The 16,081-nt window shown below is 38.5% G+C and carries 17 protein-coding genes and 1 pseudogene; all 18 read left to right on the top strand.

Annotation, left to right across the window (positions count from 1 at the left end; all coding sequences use genetic code 11):
* Positions 1 to 3 precede the first annotated feature (3 nt).
* Entirely contained in the window at positions 4 to 1,479 is a 1,476-nt protein-coding gene (locus CC204_RS09450; RefSeq protein WP_088269961.1) for a phage portal protein, read from the top strand.
* Entirely contained in the window at positions 1,454 to 2,605 is a 1,152-nt protein-coding gene (locus tag CC204_RS09445) for a minor capsid protein (RefSeq protein ID WP_120308905.1), read from the top strand. The genes CC204_RS09450 and CC204_RS09445 overlap by 26 nt, the downstream gene beginning before the upstream one ends.
* Complete coding sequence (locus CC204_RS09440; protein ID WP_088269960.1) at positions 2,550 to 3,224, top strand: hypothetical protein; 675 nt, start codon at positions 2,550 to 2,552, stop codon at positions 3,222 to 3,224. Before CC204_RS09445 ends, CC204_RS09440 begins: the two co-directional genes overlap by 56 nt.
* The gene (locus CC204_RS21165; protein WP_157894268.1) at positions 3,208 to 3,375 is read left to right on the top strand and encodes a hypothetical protein; all 168 of its coding nucleotides are present in this window, start codon (positions 3,208 to 3,210) and stop codon (positions 3,373 to 3,375) included. Before CC204_RS09440 ends, CC204_RS21165 begins: the two co-directional genes overlap by 17 nt.
* A 169-nt stretch (positions 3,376 to 3,544) precedes the next feature.
* Positions 3,545 to 4,159, top strand: coding sequence for a capsid assembly scaffolding protein Gp46 family protein (locus CC204_RS09435; RefSeq protein WP_088269959.1), 615 nt, complete (start codon positions 3,545 to 3,547; stop codon positions 4,157 to 4,159).
* A gap of 15 nt (positions 4,160 to 4,174) precedes the next feature.
* The gene (locus CC204_RS09430; RefSeq protein ID WP_088269958.1) at positions 4,175 to 5,074 is read left to right on the top strand and encodes an SU10 major capsid protein; all 900 of its coding nucleotides are present in this window, start codon (positions 4,175 to 4,177) and stop codon (positions 5,072 to 5,074) included.
* A 42-nt stretch (positions 5,075 to 5,116) separates the two neighbouring features.
* On the top strand, positions 5,117 to 5,356 hold the full coding sequence (locus CC204_RS09425; protein WP_088269957.1) for a hypothetical protein: 240 nt from the start codon (positions 5,117 to 5,119) through the stop codon (positions 5,354 to 5,356).
* A gap of 11 nt (positions 5,357 to 5,367) precedes the next feature.
* On the top strand, positions 5,368 to 5,712 hold the full coding sequence (locus CC204_RS09420; protein WP_088269956.1) for a hypothetical protein: 345 nt from the start codon (positions 5,368 to 5,370) through the stop codon (positions 5,710 to 5,712).
* On the top strand, positions 5,709 to 6,083 hold the full coding sequence (locus tag CC204_RS09415; RefSeq protein WP_088269955.1) for a hypothetical protein: 375 nt from the start codon (positions 5,709 to 5,711) through the stop codon (positions 6,081 to 6,083). Before CC204_RS09420 ends, CC204_RS09415 begins: the two co-directional genes overlap by 4 nt.
* Complete coding sequence (locus CC204_RS09410; protein ID WP_088269954.1) at positions 6,076 to 6,474, top strand: HK97 gp10 family phage protein; 399 nt, start codon at positions 6,076 to 6,078, stop codon at positions 6,472 to 6,474. Before CC204_RS09415 ends, CC204_RS09410 begins: the two co-directional genes overlap by 8 nt.
* A 6-nt stretch (positions 6,475 to 6,480) precedes the next feature.
* A complete protein-coding gene (locus CC204_RS09405) occupies positions 6,481 to 6,858 on the top strand; it encodes a hypothetical protein (protein WP_088269953.1) in 378 nt (125 codons plus the stop codon).
* Positions 6,859 to 7,425: pseudogene (locus tag CC204_RS09400) on the top strand (major tail protein); the annotation flags it as partial.
* A 26-nt stretch (positions 7,426 to 7,451) separates the two neighbouring features.
* Positions 7,452 to 7,805, top strand: coding sequence for a phage tail assembly chaperone G (gene gpG, locus CC204_RS09395; protein WP_088269951.1), 354 nt, complete (start codon positions 7,452 to 7,454; stop codon positions 7,803 to 7,805).
* A 26-nt stretch (positions 7,806 to 7,831) separates the two neighbouring features.
* On the top strand, positions 7,832 to 8,008 hold the full coding sequence (locus CC204_RS21160) for a hypothetical protein (RefSeq protein ID WP_157894267.1): 177 nt from the start codon (positions 7,832 to 7,834) through the stop codon (positions 8,006 to 8,008).
* A 41-nt stretch (positions 8,009 to 8,049) separates the two neighbouring features.
* Positions 8,050 to 10,839 carry a tape measure protein gene (locus CC204_RS09390; protein WP_088271689.1) on the top strand — a complete coding sequence of 930 codons (2,790 nt, stop codon included), beginning with the start codon at positions 8,050 to 8,052 and terminating at the stop codon, positions 10,837 to 10,839.
* On the top strand, positions 10,829 to 11,563 hold the full coding sequence (locus tag CC204_RS09385) for a phage tail protein (protein ID WP_088269950.1): 735 nt from the start codon (positions 10,829 to 10,831) through the stop codon (positions 11,561 to 11,563). Before CC204_RS09390 ends, CC204_RS09385 begins: the two co-directional genes overlap by 11 nt.
* The gene (locus CC204_RS09380; RefSeq protein WP_088269949.1) at positions 11,560 to 14,376 is read left to right on the top strand and encodes a phage tail spike protein; all 2,817 of its coding nucleotides are present in this window, start codon (positions 11,560 to 11,562) and stop codon (positions 14,374 to 14,376) included. Before CC204_RS09385 ends, CC204_RS09380 begins: the two co-directional genes overlap by 4 nt.
* A gap of 11 nt (positions 14,377 to 14,387) precedes the next feature.
* The gene (locus CC204_RS09375) at positions 14,388 to 16,070 is read left to right on the top strand and encodes a BppU family phage baseplate upper protein (RefSeq protein ID WP_088269948.1); all 1,683 of its coding nucleotides are present in this window, start codon (positions 14,388 to 14,390) and stop codon (positions 16,068 to 16,070) included.
* The last annotated feature ends 11 nt before the right edge of the window (positions 16,071 to 16,081 follow it).

The following is a 16,081-nucleotide window of genomic DNA, read 5'->3' as shown; positions in this document are numbered from 1 at the left end:
ACAGTGCTTTACAATAAATTATCATTAAAAAACTATAAAAGAATACGAACGAAATATGCAACGCAATTGGCAGAAGGTCTTTTCGATCCTAACGGATTCATGGAAGATATGCAGCCATTCTTTAATGATCGAGAACGGAAGTATTTAGCTTATACAAGCGAGAAGAATGAAATCGATGACAGACAAAAGCCAAAAACAAACATTATCAAAGTGAATAACAAGCTTCATGCTGGTATGTACAACATCGTTGTAGATCAGGCAGTGAATCACTTCACTGGTATTCCAATTAAATGGGACTACGACGTATCAGAACAGAGAAGAACAATTATTCAACGCGCAAAAGATTTCTTTCTTGGAAATGATTTGAATCATTCAAAAACACCAGAGGAATTTGACATCCTCGCAGAAATGGTTGATAATCTTCGTTTTTCAATGCTTGATTCCGAATCTGCTACCTATCAAGGAGCAACTGGAGTGGCCTTTCGTCTGCTCGAACCTGTGAAAGTGGGTGAATCATGGGAACTGTGGGCATCTAACATTGAACCTTGGTTCGCTGAAAGATATCAGAATGGCGCTGTATTCATTCGTGAAAAATATGATACGATGCAGCGGAAATTCTACCAAGAAATGAAAGTAGTAACCGAAAATGAAATTGAAACGTATGATCGTTATATCGATAGCAGTCTTATTGGTATTACTAATAAGTTTAAGTTGACGGATAAGGTAAAAAATCCGCTTGAAAATATCTATCTGTCAGAATTCAAGAACAATACAAATCGGTACTGTGATTTCGAGGTTGCAGAGGAAATATCTGATGCAATTGATCGCAGTGTTTCAGATCAACAAAATGAAGTAGAGCAGTTCAAACTTGCTTATATGATGGTTACTGGAACGAAACTGGATGAAGAGTCGGCAAAGCGCATGATGGATCAGTTAGGTATCATCAACATGAAAGATCCTAATTCAAAAGTTGAGTATGTGACGAAAGATATCAATAAGGACTTTAATGAATATCACTTAGATTTGCTCAAACGTCAATTTTACACGATCACAAAGGCAATCGACTTCAATGATGAGGTATTCAAGTCTAACTCATCTGGTGAGGCACGAAAGTGGCAGATCATTGCTCTAGAGGCTAAAACTAACACGAAAGAACAGTTCTTCCGCGAAGGTTTAAAAGAGACTGCTGAAACTTTAGCAGCGTTCATCCAAGTAAAAGATAAAAAAGAAATCGATCCTAAAAAGATTATTTTCACCTTCTCACGTTCGTTACCAACAGATATCGGATATTTAGCTGAAGCTTTGCCAAAACTAGCACCATATGTTTCTAAGCGCACAATCATGACTCAGATTCCATTCGTTGATGATGTAGATTATGAACTGCAGATGATGGACATCGAACAAGGTCAAACCTATCCTGATGGCGAGTACAGCAATCTAGGCGGTGAGTCTAATGGCAAAGACACCCAAACTGAGTAAGTCAGCATTAAAATATTGGGAGAAGCGCCGTGATCTAGAAGATAAAGCTCGTCTCAAATTAGAGAACGAAACGCTAAAGATGATTACAGATATCTTTCCCGAAGCTTTAAAACGTATTCAAGAGAAATTACTGTCTCAATCTGATTTGCATAAGATTAACCAGCAAAAACTTCTTGAAGATGTGAAACGGCGTGATCAAGAGAAATACAGAAAGTACATTGAGGACAATTACAAGTCTTTGATGAATTCTGACGAGAAATATCAAGCGTTTATAGATGAGTTCTTCCCAGCTTATGATTACGCTAAGGTCAATCGTTTGCTACAGATTCGTTCTGACATCTTTTCCATTTTAGCAGAAGAAATGATCAAAAAAGAAGCCGATACAAAATTCAATGATCGGTTAGATGACTTTGTTAATCGTGTTTACAACACCAATTCTAATGCTTTAGGTCATATATTGGGGACTGGTGATTTTTCGCCGCTTCCAAAAAAAGAAATTGAGCGAATGTTAAACTACCCCTGGAGCGGAAAGACCTTTTCTTCTCGATTATGGGGGAATGTATCAAAATTAGAACAAAACCTCAGCCAAGCAATAGTTAATGCAGTTGCGAGTGGTGGCGGTGTTACAGATGCCTTGAAAACGATGCGGCAAGATCCGACAATTTCCGACATGTTCAAACTTGAGAAAGATAAATTTAATCGGGCCATTGAAAATCTCGTGAGAACGGAATATGCTCATTTTGCTGTAGAGGGTATCAATGCATCATTTGAAGAAGCTGGCGTTAAGAAATCAATAAGCTGGTCCGCAGAAGATGAGAGAGTTTGTTCAATTTGTGGTGGGTATCATGGCAAGGAAATAAAAAAAGGTGGTATTGATCCACCGTATCATACTCGTTGCCGTTGTACTAAGATACCAGATATTCCAGATTTAGGTGAAGACATCGACACTCTTTATGAGTCAATGTTTGGGGATTTACTAGATGAGTTCGCTAAAAATGAATGGGGAATTGCTCTAAATCGTCCAACAGAAGATAAAAAGAGGTATAATAAAAATAAAGGGTTCTTCAATTTTGACCCGAAAGATCACCAACTATCCAGAAATGATGCAATCAAAAAAATTGATTGACGAGTTCGGTATGGAAATCGTTGAAACGTCTAGAACTAAATTGAGTGAGATTGCTTTAAATCAGACTTATGGTGCGTTGGATGGATTTAGAGAGCTGTACAATGTTCTACCTGAAAAGATTCCTCAAGTTAGGGCGTTGACTAAATCACAAGCTGGTCAAGCGATTGCTTGGTATTCTAGAAATGGTTATTCTAATAGTCCGGTGGAATTCAGTATCAATACAGCTTATTTCAAATCTGACGAAATATTGAAAAACATGACTAAAAACAATGTAGAAAATGGCTGGTTTTCTAACAATACAGCACCTAACCACGTTATGATTCATGAATTTGCACATCATTTAGATTATCAACTTACTAAGCTAATGAGTAATTCTTTCTCTGAAACTGTATTTAATAGAATGATCAATAGCTCAGATAAATACAATATCAACACTATAGCTAAAGAAATTGGCGGATATGCTGGCTCTTACTATGGTAAAAACCGAAAACAAATAGAAAGCTTTGCAGAAATATTTGCAGAAGCATATGGGGCAACCCCTAGAGAAATAGCGGAAGATTTTAGAAAAGAATTTGAAAAATTAGCGGAGGAAGTGATAAAAAATGCTGGACTCGCCTAGAGGGTTTAAATATTGGGATGTAGATGAACACGGGAAATCGATAATTGCTTCTGATGCACCTGATTGGGCAAAAGAAGAATTTGATAAATATCAAGAGCAGTTAAAAGCTTCTGAAACGGCCGATGAAGACGGGACGATGAAATCAAGATAAGAATCAACAACTAAATAAACTTTAAAAGTCCTAGTAATAGGGCTTTTTGTTTTGTCCGAAATGACATAAAACTAACGAATGGCGGGCGGTTATCCGAATGCTGGGCGTAAAAATAATATCAATGCAATGCGGGGCGCAAGACGAATCGTGGGGCAGAGGAGGAAAAACAATGAAGAAATTATTACCAATGAATTTGCAGTACTTTGCTGAAGGTGAAGGAAATGAACCTGAGTTTTCTTTTGAGGACTTCAAAGCCTTTGCTGAGTCCAATGAAGATGCTCAGAAGTTTCTTAAATCTCAGAATCAGTCTGCTGCAGATAAACAGCTTGAATCATGGCAAAAGAATAACTTAGATAAAATCAAACAAGATGCAATCAAGGATTATGAAGAATCTAAGAAGAACAAAACGCCTGATCAAATCAAACTTGAAGAACTACAAGCTGAAATGGCAGCGGAAAAAGCTCTACGCATTACAAGTGAAAATAAGGCGTTTGTAGCTGAACAAATTTCAGGACTTGAACTTGATGGAGATTTAAAGGAATCAGTTTCTAAATTCATGTTGAACAATTTAGTCAGCGACAACTCAGAATTTACCAAGAGTGCAGTAGAAGCATTTACTGGCGTGTTAGGAACAATCAAGGAGCAACATGCTGCATCAATTAAAGAATTAGAAATGAAGTCAGCATTTGGTAATAAGCAACAGAACAACCCTGGATCACAAAATGAGCAATCTGCTGGTGATCCTATGGAGGCGTTAGGACAAGCGCTAGAACAATTCAAATAATAGGAGGCAATACACATGAAAAAAACATCAACAAATAATTTGGAGTATTTAGACATTTCTCCAATGATCAACATGCTACAAATTCCAAGTACACCATTCTTATCATGGTTATTAGGAGCTGGAAAAACAGAAGCAGCTAAATCAACAGAGATCAAATGGCGCGAATCAGAACTAAATGGAGACGATTCTTCCGGTCAATTGGAAGGTGGGGAATATCCTGATGCAGAATCAGGTCGTGTATGGTTTAACAACTTCACAGAAATTTTTCGAAAATCTACTTCAGTATCTGGCACATTAGATGCTATTAACGTGGATGGTGTAGGAAATGAATTGACTAATCAAGTATCACAACGAGCAATGGAAATGAAACTTGATTTAAACCGTCAATTATTAACAGGTGTTAAAGCAGACGAAAATGGTACAACTGGTCGTCGTACAAATGGTGTTATTAACCTGATTAATCCTGCAAATGTGATTGATACAGCATCTGCGACTGCTGTTACGCGTAAAGATGTAGATAAAATGTTTAAGGTTATGTATGACAAAGGGTATATGGGCGAGAAACTTTGTTTAGTCTCAACTGATATGATGGATCTAATGACTGATGAAGTTGACGGCAAATCAACTAAAGTTGCTCAATTTGGTGATACTGTGCAGTTTGGACTACGTTTAGGTAGTATTACATCAAACTACGGCTCAGGTATCGCATTATTAGAGCCAGCATTACCAAATGGCACAATGATTGCACTAGATACTAACTACGTAAAATTACGTCCATTGCGCGAATGGTCAGCAGAAGAGTTGGCAAAAACTACTGATTCAAAACGTATCGGTATCGTTGGTGAATATACAATTGAATACACTGCATCAAATTCAGGAGCAATCTTGAAACTTGCTACTGTTACAGAGGGATAGTCTAAAAGCTATCTCTTTTATTTTAATTTAGGAGGAATTTGAATGACTGCAAAAAAAGAAACTGAAAAAAATACTGAAGAAGTAAAAAAAGAACAGACAGAAACGAAACAGGAAAAAACAGTGACTTATAAAGTGTTGAAAAAGAAAAATTTTGTAGGTTTTGTTCATCCTGATTCTCGCCGATTAGTGACAGCAAATGACAAAGGCGAATTTGTTGTGAAGGCATCGGACGAAAAAGCAATTGCTATTTTAGAAAATGCTGCAGATGTACACGAAGTATAGGACGTGATCATATGTCTGATGAACAAAAGAAAAAAATCATCGATCAGATCAAAAAACAATTTCCAACAGTAGAAGAACAGCGAATTGAATCACTGTTAAATCTTATTTTGTTAGAAATCGATTCATACAACACCTGTGGGAAGGAAATCGACTGGGAGAAGCTCTCTGATCTCGTTTCTGAGGTTTTATATCAGGCGATGAAGAATGAATCAGAAAAAACGATTACTGCTGTAAAACGCGGTGATACGTCCATAAGTTATGCCAACACCTCGCAAGCTGTGCGGCAACTATTAGATGGTTATGCAGCCATGATCAATCGACTCATTGGTTGTAATAGCGGGGTGATGTTCTTTTGAACGAAGCTGAAATTTTAGCGATGACCTATACAGATAAATGTACAATCGAACGCTATGATGATCATGAAGATCCTGAAACAGGAGTGACAGAACAATCTTATCAAGCTGTTAGCGAGGATCTTCCTTGTGCATTATCTCAGAGTGGGCTTGGTAGTTCAGGGAATTTGGCTGTAGTAGAAAATACAGGAATGATTAATGTTACCTATGAGGAACAAAAGCTGTTTCTTATGCCTTCAGTAGATATCCGAAAAGGGGATCGTATTCAGATTACTCAATCAACTGGACAACAGCATACGTTATTTGCGAAGAAGCCTTTTTCATATCCTAGCCATTTAGAGGTTAATTTGTCAGGAAGTGAAATAGATGAGTAAGCCGGGTTACAGCACACACTCGAATGCTAAAAAAGTGATTGAAAACTTTAAGAAGATGACTCCTTTAGCTGAAGCTCAGGGGATTATGCTAGTAAATGATTCGTTGGCTAAGATTTATCAATTGATTGTGCCGATCACACCTATTAAAACAGGAGATTTGCGCCGCGGTTATCGTATTGTCAAAGCACGAAAATTATCAAGCGGTCGAATCGTAGGTGCTTTAGTAAACAACGAAAAATATTTTAAATATATCAATGATGGTCATCGTACGAAAAACGGCGGATATGTCAAAGGTCGATTCATGCTACAGAAGGCTCAAAACCTTGCAAATATGACTTACATTCCACGCCGCTTTAAACAGATGGCCATTGTTATTGCTAAGAAAGGATAGTTGCCAATGTACGATAAAATTTTGTCTACTGTAACAGGGATTCTAAAACAGATTAAACCTGATGGCACTATCTATTTAGATTCTGTCATGCAATCGAAGCAGCCTCTTTATTTTGTCCTCAGTATTGAGGAAGGTGGTACAGAAAACGTAGGTATCACGATTCAAAATGCTTCATTTTTAATCGACATTGCGATTGTAGACAACAAAGAGAACAAAAAACTGGTAAGGGACCTCACAGCTCAGTGTGGTTCTTTTTTTAATGTGTTAGAAATCGATGGAAATCAACTTTTTCCAGAGAATTATCTACCTTATAAATCTGACGGAGTGCAGCATGTTAGTTTTACCATTGCATTTCCACAACAAATTGAATGGAGTGAATCATAGATGAAAAAAAGTACAGTAGGAATCATTTCCGTTGAGAAACCTACATGGTTTCCATTGGAAGACGAAACAGCCGGATTTCCAACGTATAAAGCACCAGTGACGATCGGTACAGCCGTTAGTATCAACCCAACCCTAAATTATGAAACATCACCAGACTATGGGGATGGCGTTGTGCAGGATCAGTTTACTGCGTTTGGTGGTGCTGAAATTGCGCTAACAACAAACGGTTATCTAAATAAAGTATTAGCTGAATTGACTGGTGGAAGAATGGTTGGCGGTGGTGTATTGCGATCTGCAGATGATATCACACCAGATGGAGCCTTCGCCTATCGTCGTAAGAAATCAAATGGCGCATACCGTTACACGATTTTTTACAAAGGACAATTCTTGTTATCGTCTGACGAATCCACAACTTTAGAAGGCAGCACCGTTTCATATACACACCCTGAATGGACAGGAAACTTTGTAGATGTTCCAGGAGTAGGCTATATGTGGTCTGTAGATTCTGACGATGAGAATGTAGATCCAGAAGTAATCAAAAACTGGTTTACAAAAGTAACAGAACCAATTGACTTTAATGGAGGGACAGAATAATGGCGAGTAAATTACAAACAACAATCAAATTGAATTTTAAAAAAGCAAAAGGTGGGTATGAAAAGAAACAATTCAAATCTGCTGAAATTTTACCAGGGTCAGTTATGGAAGATGCGACTGCTTTACAGGTAGAACTTGAAGAATCAACTCAAACCAATGACATGGAAGAAATTCGCCCAGTCTTGAGAAAATGTTATGACTTTATCGCAGAAGTTATTTTTGAAGGACAATTCACAGGTCAAGAATATCTAGACGGTATGGATGCTAGGGAAATTTTAAAAATGACAGGGCAACTCTTAGCTTCTGTTACAACTGGCTATGATGCTGTTTATTCTGAAACGAAAAAAAAGTAACCGACCTTTTACAGCATCCTGACTTTATGTCTACACCGCAATATCGTGAAATGGCGCTAAAAGTTGAACTGTTTGAAATGGGATGGACTCTGAACGAAATAGAAAATACTGATTTATCTGAACTGATGAAGTTACTCGCGTTTCGTGATGGTGCCAAAGAATATCAAGATCTTAAATACCTTGATGAAAATACGATGTTCTAGGGGGTGACACTTTTTTGAACAATGAAGATTTAGTTTTAAAAATGATATTAGATGAATCTGGTTTTGCTTCTGGTTTGAATGCTGCTGTAAAAAAGCTAGGTGATTTTGACGGTAAAGTGGACAATACAAGTCAAAAAGGCGGTCGCTCTCTGGGCAGCATTTGGACATCGTTTGTCGGTAATTTCCTTGCCAGTGGAGCAAGTAAAATCATTTCAAAAGGTATCGGTTTGATTACTAGTAACTTAGATGGGGCTATTAATCGGGTCGATACCTTAAATAATGCAAACAGAGTCTTTGAAAATATGGGTTTTTCTGCGGGCGAAACATCAAAGACGATGGACAGTTTAAAGAAAAGTATTCAGGGACTACCCACGCCATTAGATGGTGCGATCAAAGGGGTTCAACTCATTGCCTCCTCTACCAATGACTTGGGGAAGTCCGAAAAGATATTTGCTGCATTAAATAATGGGATTCTTGGTTTCGGTGGATCTGCTGAAATGGTTGATAATGCCGTTGTTCAGCTATCACAATCATTTTCTAACGGCAAGGTTGATGCACAGACATGGAACAGTATGATCAATAGTGGTCTTGGTCCTGCGCTTAATGCTTTAGCTAAACAAATGGGGCTAACTGCAGGTGAAATGAAAGAAGGACTCTCAAATGGAACTATTTCAGTAGAAGAGTTTCAGGATTCCTTGATCAAACTTAATAAAGAAGGCGGCGGCGGTCTTAAATCACTAGAACAAATTGCAAAAGATTCAACTGCTGGTATCAAAACAGGTATTGCCAATATGAAAACTGCAATTGTTCGTGGTGTCGCTAATTTGATCACTAAGTTTGATGAAGCGTTACAAGATGCTGGTTTCGGTAGTATCAGTGAGATCATCGCTGAAAAAGGTGCTGCACTTGAAAAAATGCTAACCAATTTCGCCAACGCTTTACCAGGAATCATTAAAACTGCAAAGCAGTTGTATGACACTTTAAAACCATATGAACCTGTACTCGTCGCGTTGGCCGCTAGTATCGGAACATTGATGGTCATCAATAAAGTAAATAATGCTATGAAAGCTTGGAAAAAGGCTACTGAAGCGATGACGATTGTTCAAGCAATCTTAAATTCCACTATGCTAGCCAATCCAATTGTAGCGATTACGACATTAATTGTTGGATTGGTTGCAGGGATTGTTTATCTCTGGAAAACTAACGAAGGCTTTAGAAATGCAATCAAAGATATTTGGAAAGGCATAACTGATGCAATCAGCAGTGCAGCAGATGCAGTCGTAAAAGCTTGGGATGCCACTATTCAATGGTTTTCCGATATGTGGAAAGGTCTGCAAGATGCAGCGAAAAGTGCTGCTGATGGTATAAAAAACGCTTGGAGTACTATCACGGGTTGGTTTTCTAATCAATTTCAGGAGATTCAAGACGCCACTGTCGGGATCTGGAATGGTGCTGTAGATGGTGCAAAGTCTGGAGTCAACAGTATAAAAGAAGCTTGGTCTGGCGTGAAGCAATGGTTTGCGGATCTATGGAAAAGCATAACCTCAACAGCTAGTGGATTAGTTGATGGGATCATGCAGTATATTGGACCACTTGTCTATGGCGTAAGAAACGCATTCATGCATATGGGATTGTTCCTCAGTAATTTGTGGAAAAACCTCGTAAATATTGCGAAAAATATCTTTACTATTCTGAAAAATGTGATTATGGCTCCAATGTTATTTGTCACTTCTCTGATCTCAGATGGTTGGGATGAAGCGAAAAATAATATGATCGCAGTTTGGGAAAACATCGCAGAAGCAGCGGGGAATATATGGGGATCTATCACTGATATCATCTCGAATTTCTTGCTAAACATAAAAATGGCTGGGCTTAATATTTGGTACGGCATCAAGAATTCATTCCTTAATATTTGGAATGAGTTATCCAGTCGAGCTGTTGAAATATGGGACAATGTAAAAACGTATTTCAGCGATTTATGGACAGGGATGAAAGAGAATGCTGCTCAAAGTTGGACAGATTTGAAAGTAAGTGTGGCGACTACCTGGGAAAACCTCAAACAAGGTGCTGCCGATACTGCCAAATCAATTGGAACCTTTTTTGTCGAAGGTTGGGCTTCTTTAAAAGAAAACACTGCTCAAACTTGGGAAAATATCAAAAAAGGCACAGTTGATGGGTGGGAAGCAATTAAAAAATTCTTTTCAGATACTGTAAACAATATGGTTGAAGGTGCTAAAAATGCTTGGGAAAATCTGAAAAAAAGCGTCCGAGACACAGTAGAAAAAATAGCAAATATTTTCAGTGATCTGAAAAAAATTGATCTATATGAGATTGGGAAAAATATTGTTCAAGGATTGATCAATGGTGTGAATGAAATGATTGGTAAGGTTGGTAAAACAATCAAAGGTGTAGCAGGAACAATCAAGAACACAATCAAAAAGAATTTAGGAATAAACTCACCATCTCGTTGGATGCGGGACATGATCGGTAAAAACATCGTACTAGGTGTTGTAAGAGGTGTCGAACAAGAACAAAGTACATTAGACAATACAGTCAAAAAGATGACTGACTTTCCAGTGGAACTGCCATCAATTTCTGCTCAATCAAAAGTTCCTACTATTAATAGTACGGATAAAATTGATCAAAAGAACCGAAGCGACAGTAAAGCCGCCACTGATGTTGCAGGAGATACTTTCAACATTAATCTGCAAGCACTTGGTGAAATGTCAGAATCACAATTAATGGGAATGGCAAGGCAGCTAGTGAAATATATTGAAATGGTTAGAAATAATGACACCGCACCACAAGGAGGGGCATATAATGGAGCTTAAACGCGGACAATTTAAAATCAATCATCAACATAGTGAACAGTGTAATGTTTACATGCGAGAACGTCCGAAACGCCCCTCTGCTGCTCGTGTAATCGAAATGAGAGAACGACCGGGGAACGACTCTATAGTCATGGACTTCAAGTATTATAAGAATGCCGAGCAAACCATTTCTTGTTATGCTAAAGCTGTCAATCTGGAAGAGGTGTCCGTTTTAGAAGAGGAAATCTCTTACTGGCTTGATATGGGAAGCTATACAGATTATACAGTTTATTATGATCCTCATTACATTTATCAAGCGATTGTAACTTCTTCGCCGGAATTTACCGGACAGCGTAGAAATGGAAATTTGATTCCGTTCGATTTCTCAATCAGTCTTAGACCGTTTAAGATGTCGCGGGTCGGTCTTTCATGGAAAACGAACAAAAAAATATTGATCAATACAGAGAAATATCCTTCTAAACCTAAGATTCATATCTTTGGTTCGGGGGATATTTCTTTTTCCATTAATGATCAAGTTTTTGAGCTAAAAGGGGTAGATGAAGAAATCCTGATCGATTCTGCTATCGAAGAATCATATAAAAAGGTCAAAGGTGAAATAGTCCCACAGGATGAAAAGACACTGTTTAGAGATTATCCACTTTTAAATACAGGAAGAAACAAGATTTCATGGACCGGAGACGTCCAAAAAATACAAATTATGCCGAGGTGGTGGACAAAAATATGACACCAGTCATTTATAAACCAAGGGAAACCGATTTTACACATAATGGGCTAGGTCGCTTATCTGAGGCGACTCGATGCGATATTACAGAAGAAGCAAACGGGAAATTTGAACTTGAACTAGATTATCCAGCAAATAGTCGATTTTCTGATTACTTTGAAAATGGGTATCAAATCAAAGCGAAACCAAATGATTTGGAAGAGTATCACATTTTTGAAATCAAACAGACATTCAAAGATACCTTTTTAGGAATCGTAACTGTTTACGCTCAATGTAGAACCTACAAATTAGGCAACAGAGAGGTGCAATATGTAGATATAAAATCTGCAGACGGCGCAAAAGCAATGAAAGCTATTGAAGCTAATATGGACGAGCCTTGTGACGTGAAGTTGTTCTCTGATATTTCAGCAAATTCGAATACAATCTTTGAAGCCCGAAACGTGTTGAACTGTATAGCTGGTGAGCAAGGTTCCTTATTGCAGTTGTGGGGCGGAGAGATCAAGCGTGAACCATTTAAGCTGTCTCTATTAAAACGCCGTGGGCGCGATAATGTAGGCACTGTACGTTACGGGAAAGACTTGAATGGGTTGAAAATAAAATTTGATTGGTCCTCAATTGTTACAAAAGTTTTACCATTCGCTGATTTACAAGATGGCAATGATGGGAAAACAAAACGAATATACGGTGATCCAGTCAAAAGCCAGTACATGAATAATTATCCTGATATCTATGCTCGGCATATCCAATTCACAGAAGAGCAAGGCGTGACAGATAAAGCTAGCTTGAATCGTGTAGCGAAAAACTATTTCACTTCTATGAACCCGGGATCAGATAAGCCGAAAGTCAGTATGGAATTAGAAGTTGAAAAGTTGACTGACTCAGAGGAAGCGAAAGAATTTTCTAAGATCCGGAATTACGGTTTGTTTGATACATTCAAGATTTACCACAATCTTTATGATATCGACATCGATACAAAAGTGAACAGTATCATCTATGACAGTTTACTTGAAAAAAATAAGAAAGTAATTGCTGGAGATATTCAAGTCGCCTTTTACAAACAACAAAATTATGAGTTTCAAGAAGCAATGAAGACTCTGACAAAAAAAGGATACATGAGTGAGTTCGTTGATTATATCACTGATTTGATCAACGGTGTTCAAGGCGGATCAGTGTTGCAATATCCTAAAAATCATCCACATACTACCTATTATATGGACACTGATTCCACAGATACTGCTAAAAATGTCATCGCCATTAACAATGCCGGAATTGGTTTCTCAACTACTGGTTGGCGCGGTCCGTTTACAAATGCATGGACAATTGACGGCATATTAAATGCTGATTTCATTAGAGCGGGCAAAATCAGAGCTGACATTTTTGAGACATCATTTAATGCTTATGGTGATCAACTGAAATTAGTCGCTGGGGCATTACAAGCAGTTAATAATAAGAAGAAAATCATGGAATTGACCAAAAAAGGGTTAGAGTTTTGGGATAATACGCAATATATCGGATCAATTGGTACGAAAGGAAATCCTTTTCCGAATGCTACTGTAAACGGGGAACCGGTCATCACTGATGGGAAAGCGCTGCTTTTAGTAACCGAAGATTCGAAAAAAATAATAGCACTGTCTAATACAGAAGGTAAAGGTATTGTTCTTCAGGGTCCTAGTCAAACTTTTTTCGGTAATAGATTTCAATTCACCGCTGGTGAACAAGGAGTAACATCGAAAGCAGTTTTTCAAGACGTTGAAATCATTGGTAAATTAACAGTCAACGGCAAAGAAGTCGTCCCAGGTCAACAAGGTGGCGGAAATGGTGGCGGTACTGGTACGGGTGGTTATCCATCTGAAGTCACAAGTAAAGCGGATAAATTTGCTTGGGATTTATGGGCATATTTGATAGCTAACGGGTACAGTAAGGCAGCAGCAGCAGGGATTTTAGGGAATGTCCAACAAGAGACTGGCGGAACGATGGATCCTGATACATTACAGGGCGGTGTTGGTCCTGGCTATGGTTTAGTTCAATGGGATGGCTCACGATATCCATTAGTTCCTCCGGCGACTTCCGACGGTATTCAATACGTTAAAAATCTGATGAAAGCCGCTAACATCAAAGATGGTCATGCATCAATACTCGGACAGTCTAAGTTGCTTGACTGGTCAATGTATAACGGACAATGGTTGGGGATTGTAGAACCTACAAGCGTTGAAGGATTTAAGAAAATGAGCGATCCGAGAGCTGCCGCAAATACATTCGAACGAAACTTTGAACGTCCTGCAGTAGCCCATCCGGAGAGACAAGGATATGCACAAGAATGGTACAACAAATTTAAAGATTTGAAAGCATCGACAGAGACGGGAAAAGAAGGACTAAAGCATTTAGATACTTTAGTAGGGAAATGGCTTGGAAATGGTCAATGTTACGCTGTTCCGGCTGAATATTCAGGTTTTTTAGGCGGTTGTGGATTAGGAGCTGGCACAAAGTATGCACTCAGTCATGTGATTGGTGATACTTCCGCTGCTGCAGATATTGGAACTTCTTACGATTGGTCAGCAGTAGGATGGAAAGTTATTACGAATCCTTCTTTTAAGGATTTAGTTGTCGGAGCTATTGTGAACTGGAAGCGTGGAGGAAATATCGGGGGCTACACTGTCGACGGAACATACGGACATACAGAGGTGATTCGAGGATTAGGAGACAACAGTTTTCTAACTTATGGTCAAAATATAGGCAAAGGGCAAATCGTGGAACGATATGAACGCCCATGGGTTGGATCGGCTGAAATTAGTTCGATTGTTATTCCACCTAAATAAGGAGTGATATTTTGAAGATTAAACACGAAATGACCTTATCTACCACAGAGCCTAATAATAATGTAGGTGTGATTAAGGTAAGGCAAGAGGATATAAACAGCCAAATCTTTGATATTGAAGTAGAAGCGAACGGGGAGCCTGTAGATTTTACAGGTTTGACCCCTTTCTTTATCAATAAAACAAAGTTGGATGAAGGAAAACCAATTGAACAAGCTGACCGGATGACAGTATACCCAACAGAGGGGTGCTTGGAATATACACTTGATAAGCGTGATTGGCAGTGGATTGGTAAAAATACTGCGTATATTAGTTTTAGACGGTTAAATAATGATAAAAGCTGGAGTGAAATGTACAGTACCCGAGATTTTACTTATCAAGTAACTGAAGGGGTTACGGAAGGGACTGTTTTTGATTCTGGTTATGTCTGGACGTTCGAGGATTTATTACGCATGTTTCAAAAATTCATTAGCGATAGTGAAAATTCAATGCTCTCGTTTCAGGAACAGTGGCAGAAATTTGTTGAAGAAAATAAGGCTATACTTGAAAGTTTAGATCCGAGCGGAGAATTGCTGAACCAACTGCATGAAGTGAAGGAAAAACAAGCAGAACTAGATGGCACACTACAAACAAATGCAGCACTGCAAATTGGCGGCGAGACACCTCGTCCGGTGTTTACAGCACCATTAAACACCTTGCGTAATAAGCTTGATAAAACTAAGTTTAACGTGCTGCATATGACCGATATACACACAGATTACGGTTATGAACGAACATCATGGAAATATGCACAATATTTTTGGTCACACCTAACGAACATGCAGTCGTTACAGGATTTAGCGGATGTAGCAATTTACAACGGTGACAACGCTGATTGTTACATTAAAGATAAAGATATTTCAGAACAACAACAACGGAAATTCGGCATTAAAGCAATACGATCTGCCGCCATTCCAACGTTTGTAAATCTGGGCAACCACGACAACGGATCGCCACCGTTTAAACGTGATATCGGTAAAGTCATGCCAGGTGACATTATCACCAACGAAGAGTTCAAAGATTTCTACGAAACGAAAACAAAATTGTTTGACGAAGTAAGAAACGGCGATAGCTTGTATTTTTACAAAGACTTCGAAGACAAGAAAATCCGCGTGATTGGTTTAAATACAAATGACAACAACCAAAACGTATTTAATTCTGATGGTAGCTACAAATACGGATCGCACGATCATTTCGCTATGCAGCAGGAGCAACTTAAATGGCTGGCGAATGAAGCGCTAAAAGTACCTACCGATTATCATGTCATTGTATTTGGTCATTGCCCGTTACATGAAACGATTTTTGACAACAGAGAATGTGCTATAAAAATTCTTGAAGCCTTTAAGCTTGGAACTACTGTGCCAATCAAAAGCGTTTATCCTGATCATGAAGTTGATTTTACAGCAAGCTTCATTAACCAAGGACCGGGTAACTTAGTCGGTTATATTTGCGGACATTGGCATGATGAAGGATTTAATCAAATCGGCGAAAGTATCAAATTTACACAAATGCGCTGCTTAAATGGTGGCTTTAGTGATCCAGCATTAATTGACACACCTCAAGAAGATTGTTGGTCTGTCTTATCTGTAGATACTGCAGCTAAAAAAGTAGATGTATTTGGTTTCGGTCGGGCAACCAATCGATCATTTACGTATTAGGGAGGCGATGA

Source organism: Enterococcus wangshanyuanii, from assembly GCF_002197645.1.
Classification (GTDB): Bacteria; Bacillota; Bacilli; order Lactobacillales; family Enterococcaceae; genus Enterococcus_L; species Enterococcus_L wangshanyuanii.
The sequence above is the reverse complement of the archived record's forward strand: the minus strand, read 5'-3'. Positions and strand labels throughout refer to the sequence as shown.

Excerpts from the sequence above, each read along its gene's own strand:
- CC204_RS09445 (WP_120308905.1), top strand. The coding sequence starts at position 1,454 with ATGGCAAAGACACCCAAACTGAGTAAGTCAGCATTAAAATATTGGGAG.
- CC204_RS09385 (WP_088269950.1), top strand. The coding sequence starts at position 10,829 with ATGGAGCTTAAACGCGGACAATTTAAAATCAATCATCAACATAGTGAA.
- CC204_RS09425 (WP_088269957.1), top strand. The coding sequence starts at position 5,117 with ATGACTGCAAAAAAAGAAACTGAAAAAAATACTGAAGAAGTAAAAAAA.
- gpG (WP_088269951.1), top strand. The coding sequence starts at position 7,452 with ATGGCGAGTAAATTACAAACAACAATCAAATTGAATTTTAAAAAAGCA.
- CC204_RS09390 (WP_088271689.1), top strand. The coding sequence starts at position 8,050 with ATGATATTAGATGAATCTGGTTTTGCTTCTGGTTTGAATGCTGCTGTA.
- CC204_RS09380 (WP_088269949.1), top strand. The coding sequence starts at position 11,560 with ATGACACCAGTCATTTATAAACCAAGGGAAACCGATTTTACACATAAT.
- CC204_RS21165 (WP_157894268.1), top strand. The coding sequence starts at position 3,208 with ATGCTGGACTCGCCTAGAGGGTTTAAATATTGGGATGTAGATGAACAC.
- CC204_RS09410 (WP_088269954.1), top strand. The coding sequence starts at position 6,076 with ATGAGTAAGCCGGGTTACAGCACACACTCGAATGCTAAAAAAGTGATT.
- CC204_RS09405 (WP_088269953.1), top strand. The coding sequence starts at position 6,481 with ATGTACGATAAAATTTTGTCTACTGTAACAGGGATTCTAAAACAGATT.
- CC204_RS21160 (WP_157894267.1), top strand. The coding sequence starts at position 7,832 with ATGTCTACACCGCAATATCGTGAAATGGCGCTAAAAGTTGAACTGTTT.
- CC204_RS09430 (WP_088269958.1), top strand. The coding sequence starts at position 4,175 with ATGAAAAAAACATCAACAAATAATTTGGAGTATTTAGACATTTCTCCA.
- CC204_RS09435 (WP_088269959.1), top strand. The coding sequence starts at position 3,545 with ATGAAGAAATTATTACCAATGAATTTGCAGTACTTTGCTGAAGGTGAA.
- CC204_RS09420 (WP_088269956.1), top strand. The coding sequence starts at position 5,368 with ATGTCTGATGAACAAAAGAAAAAAATCATCGATCAGATCAAAAAACAA.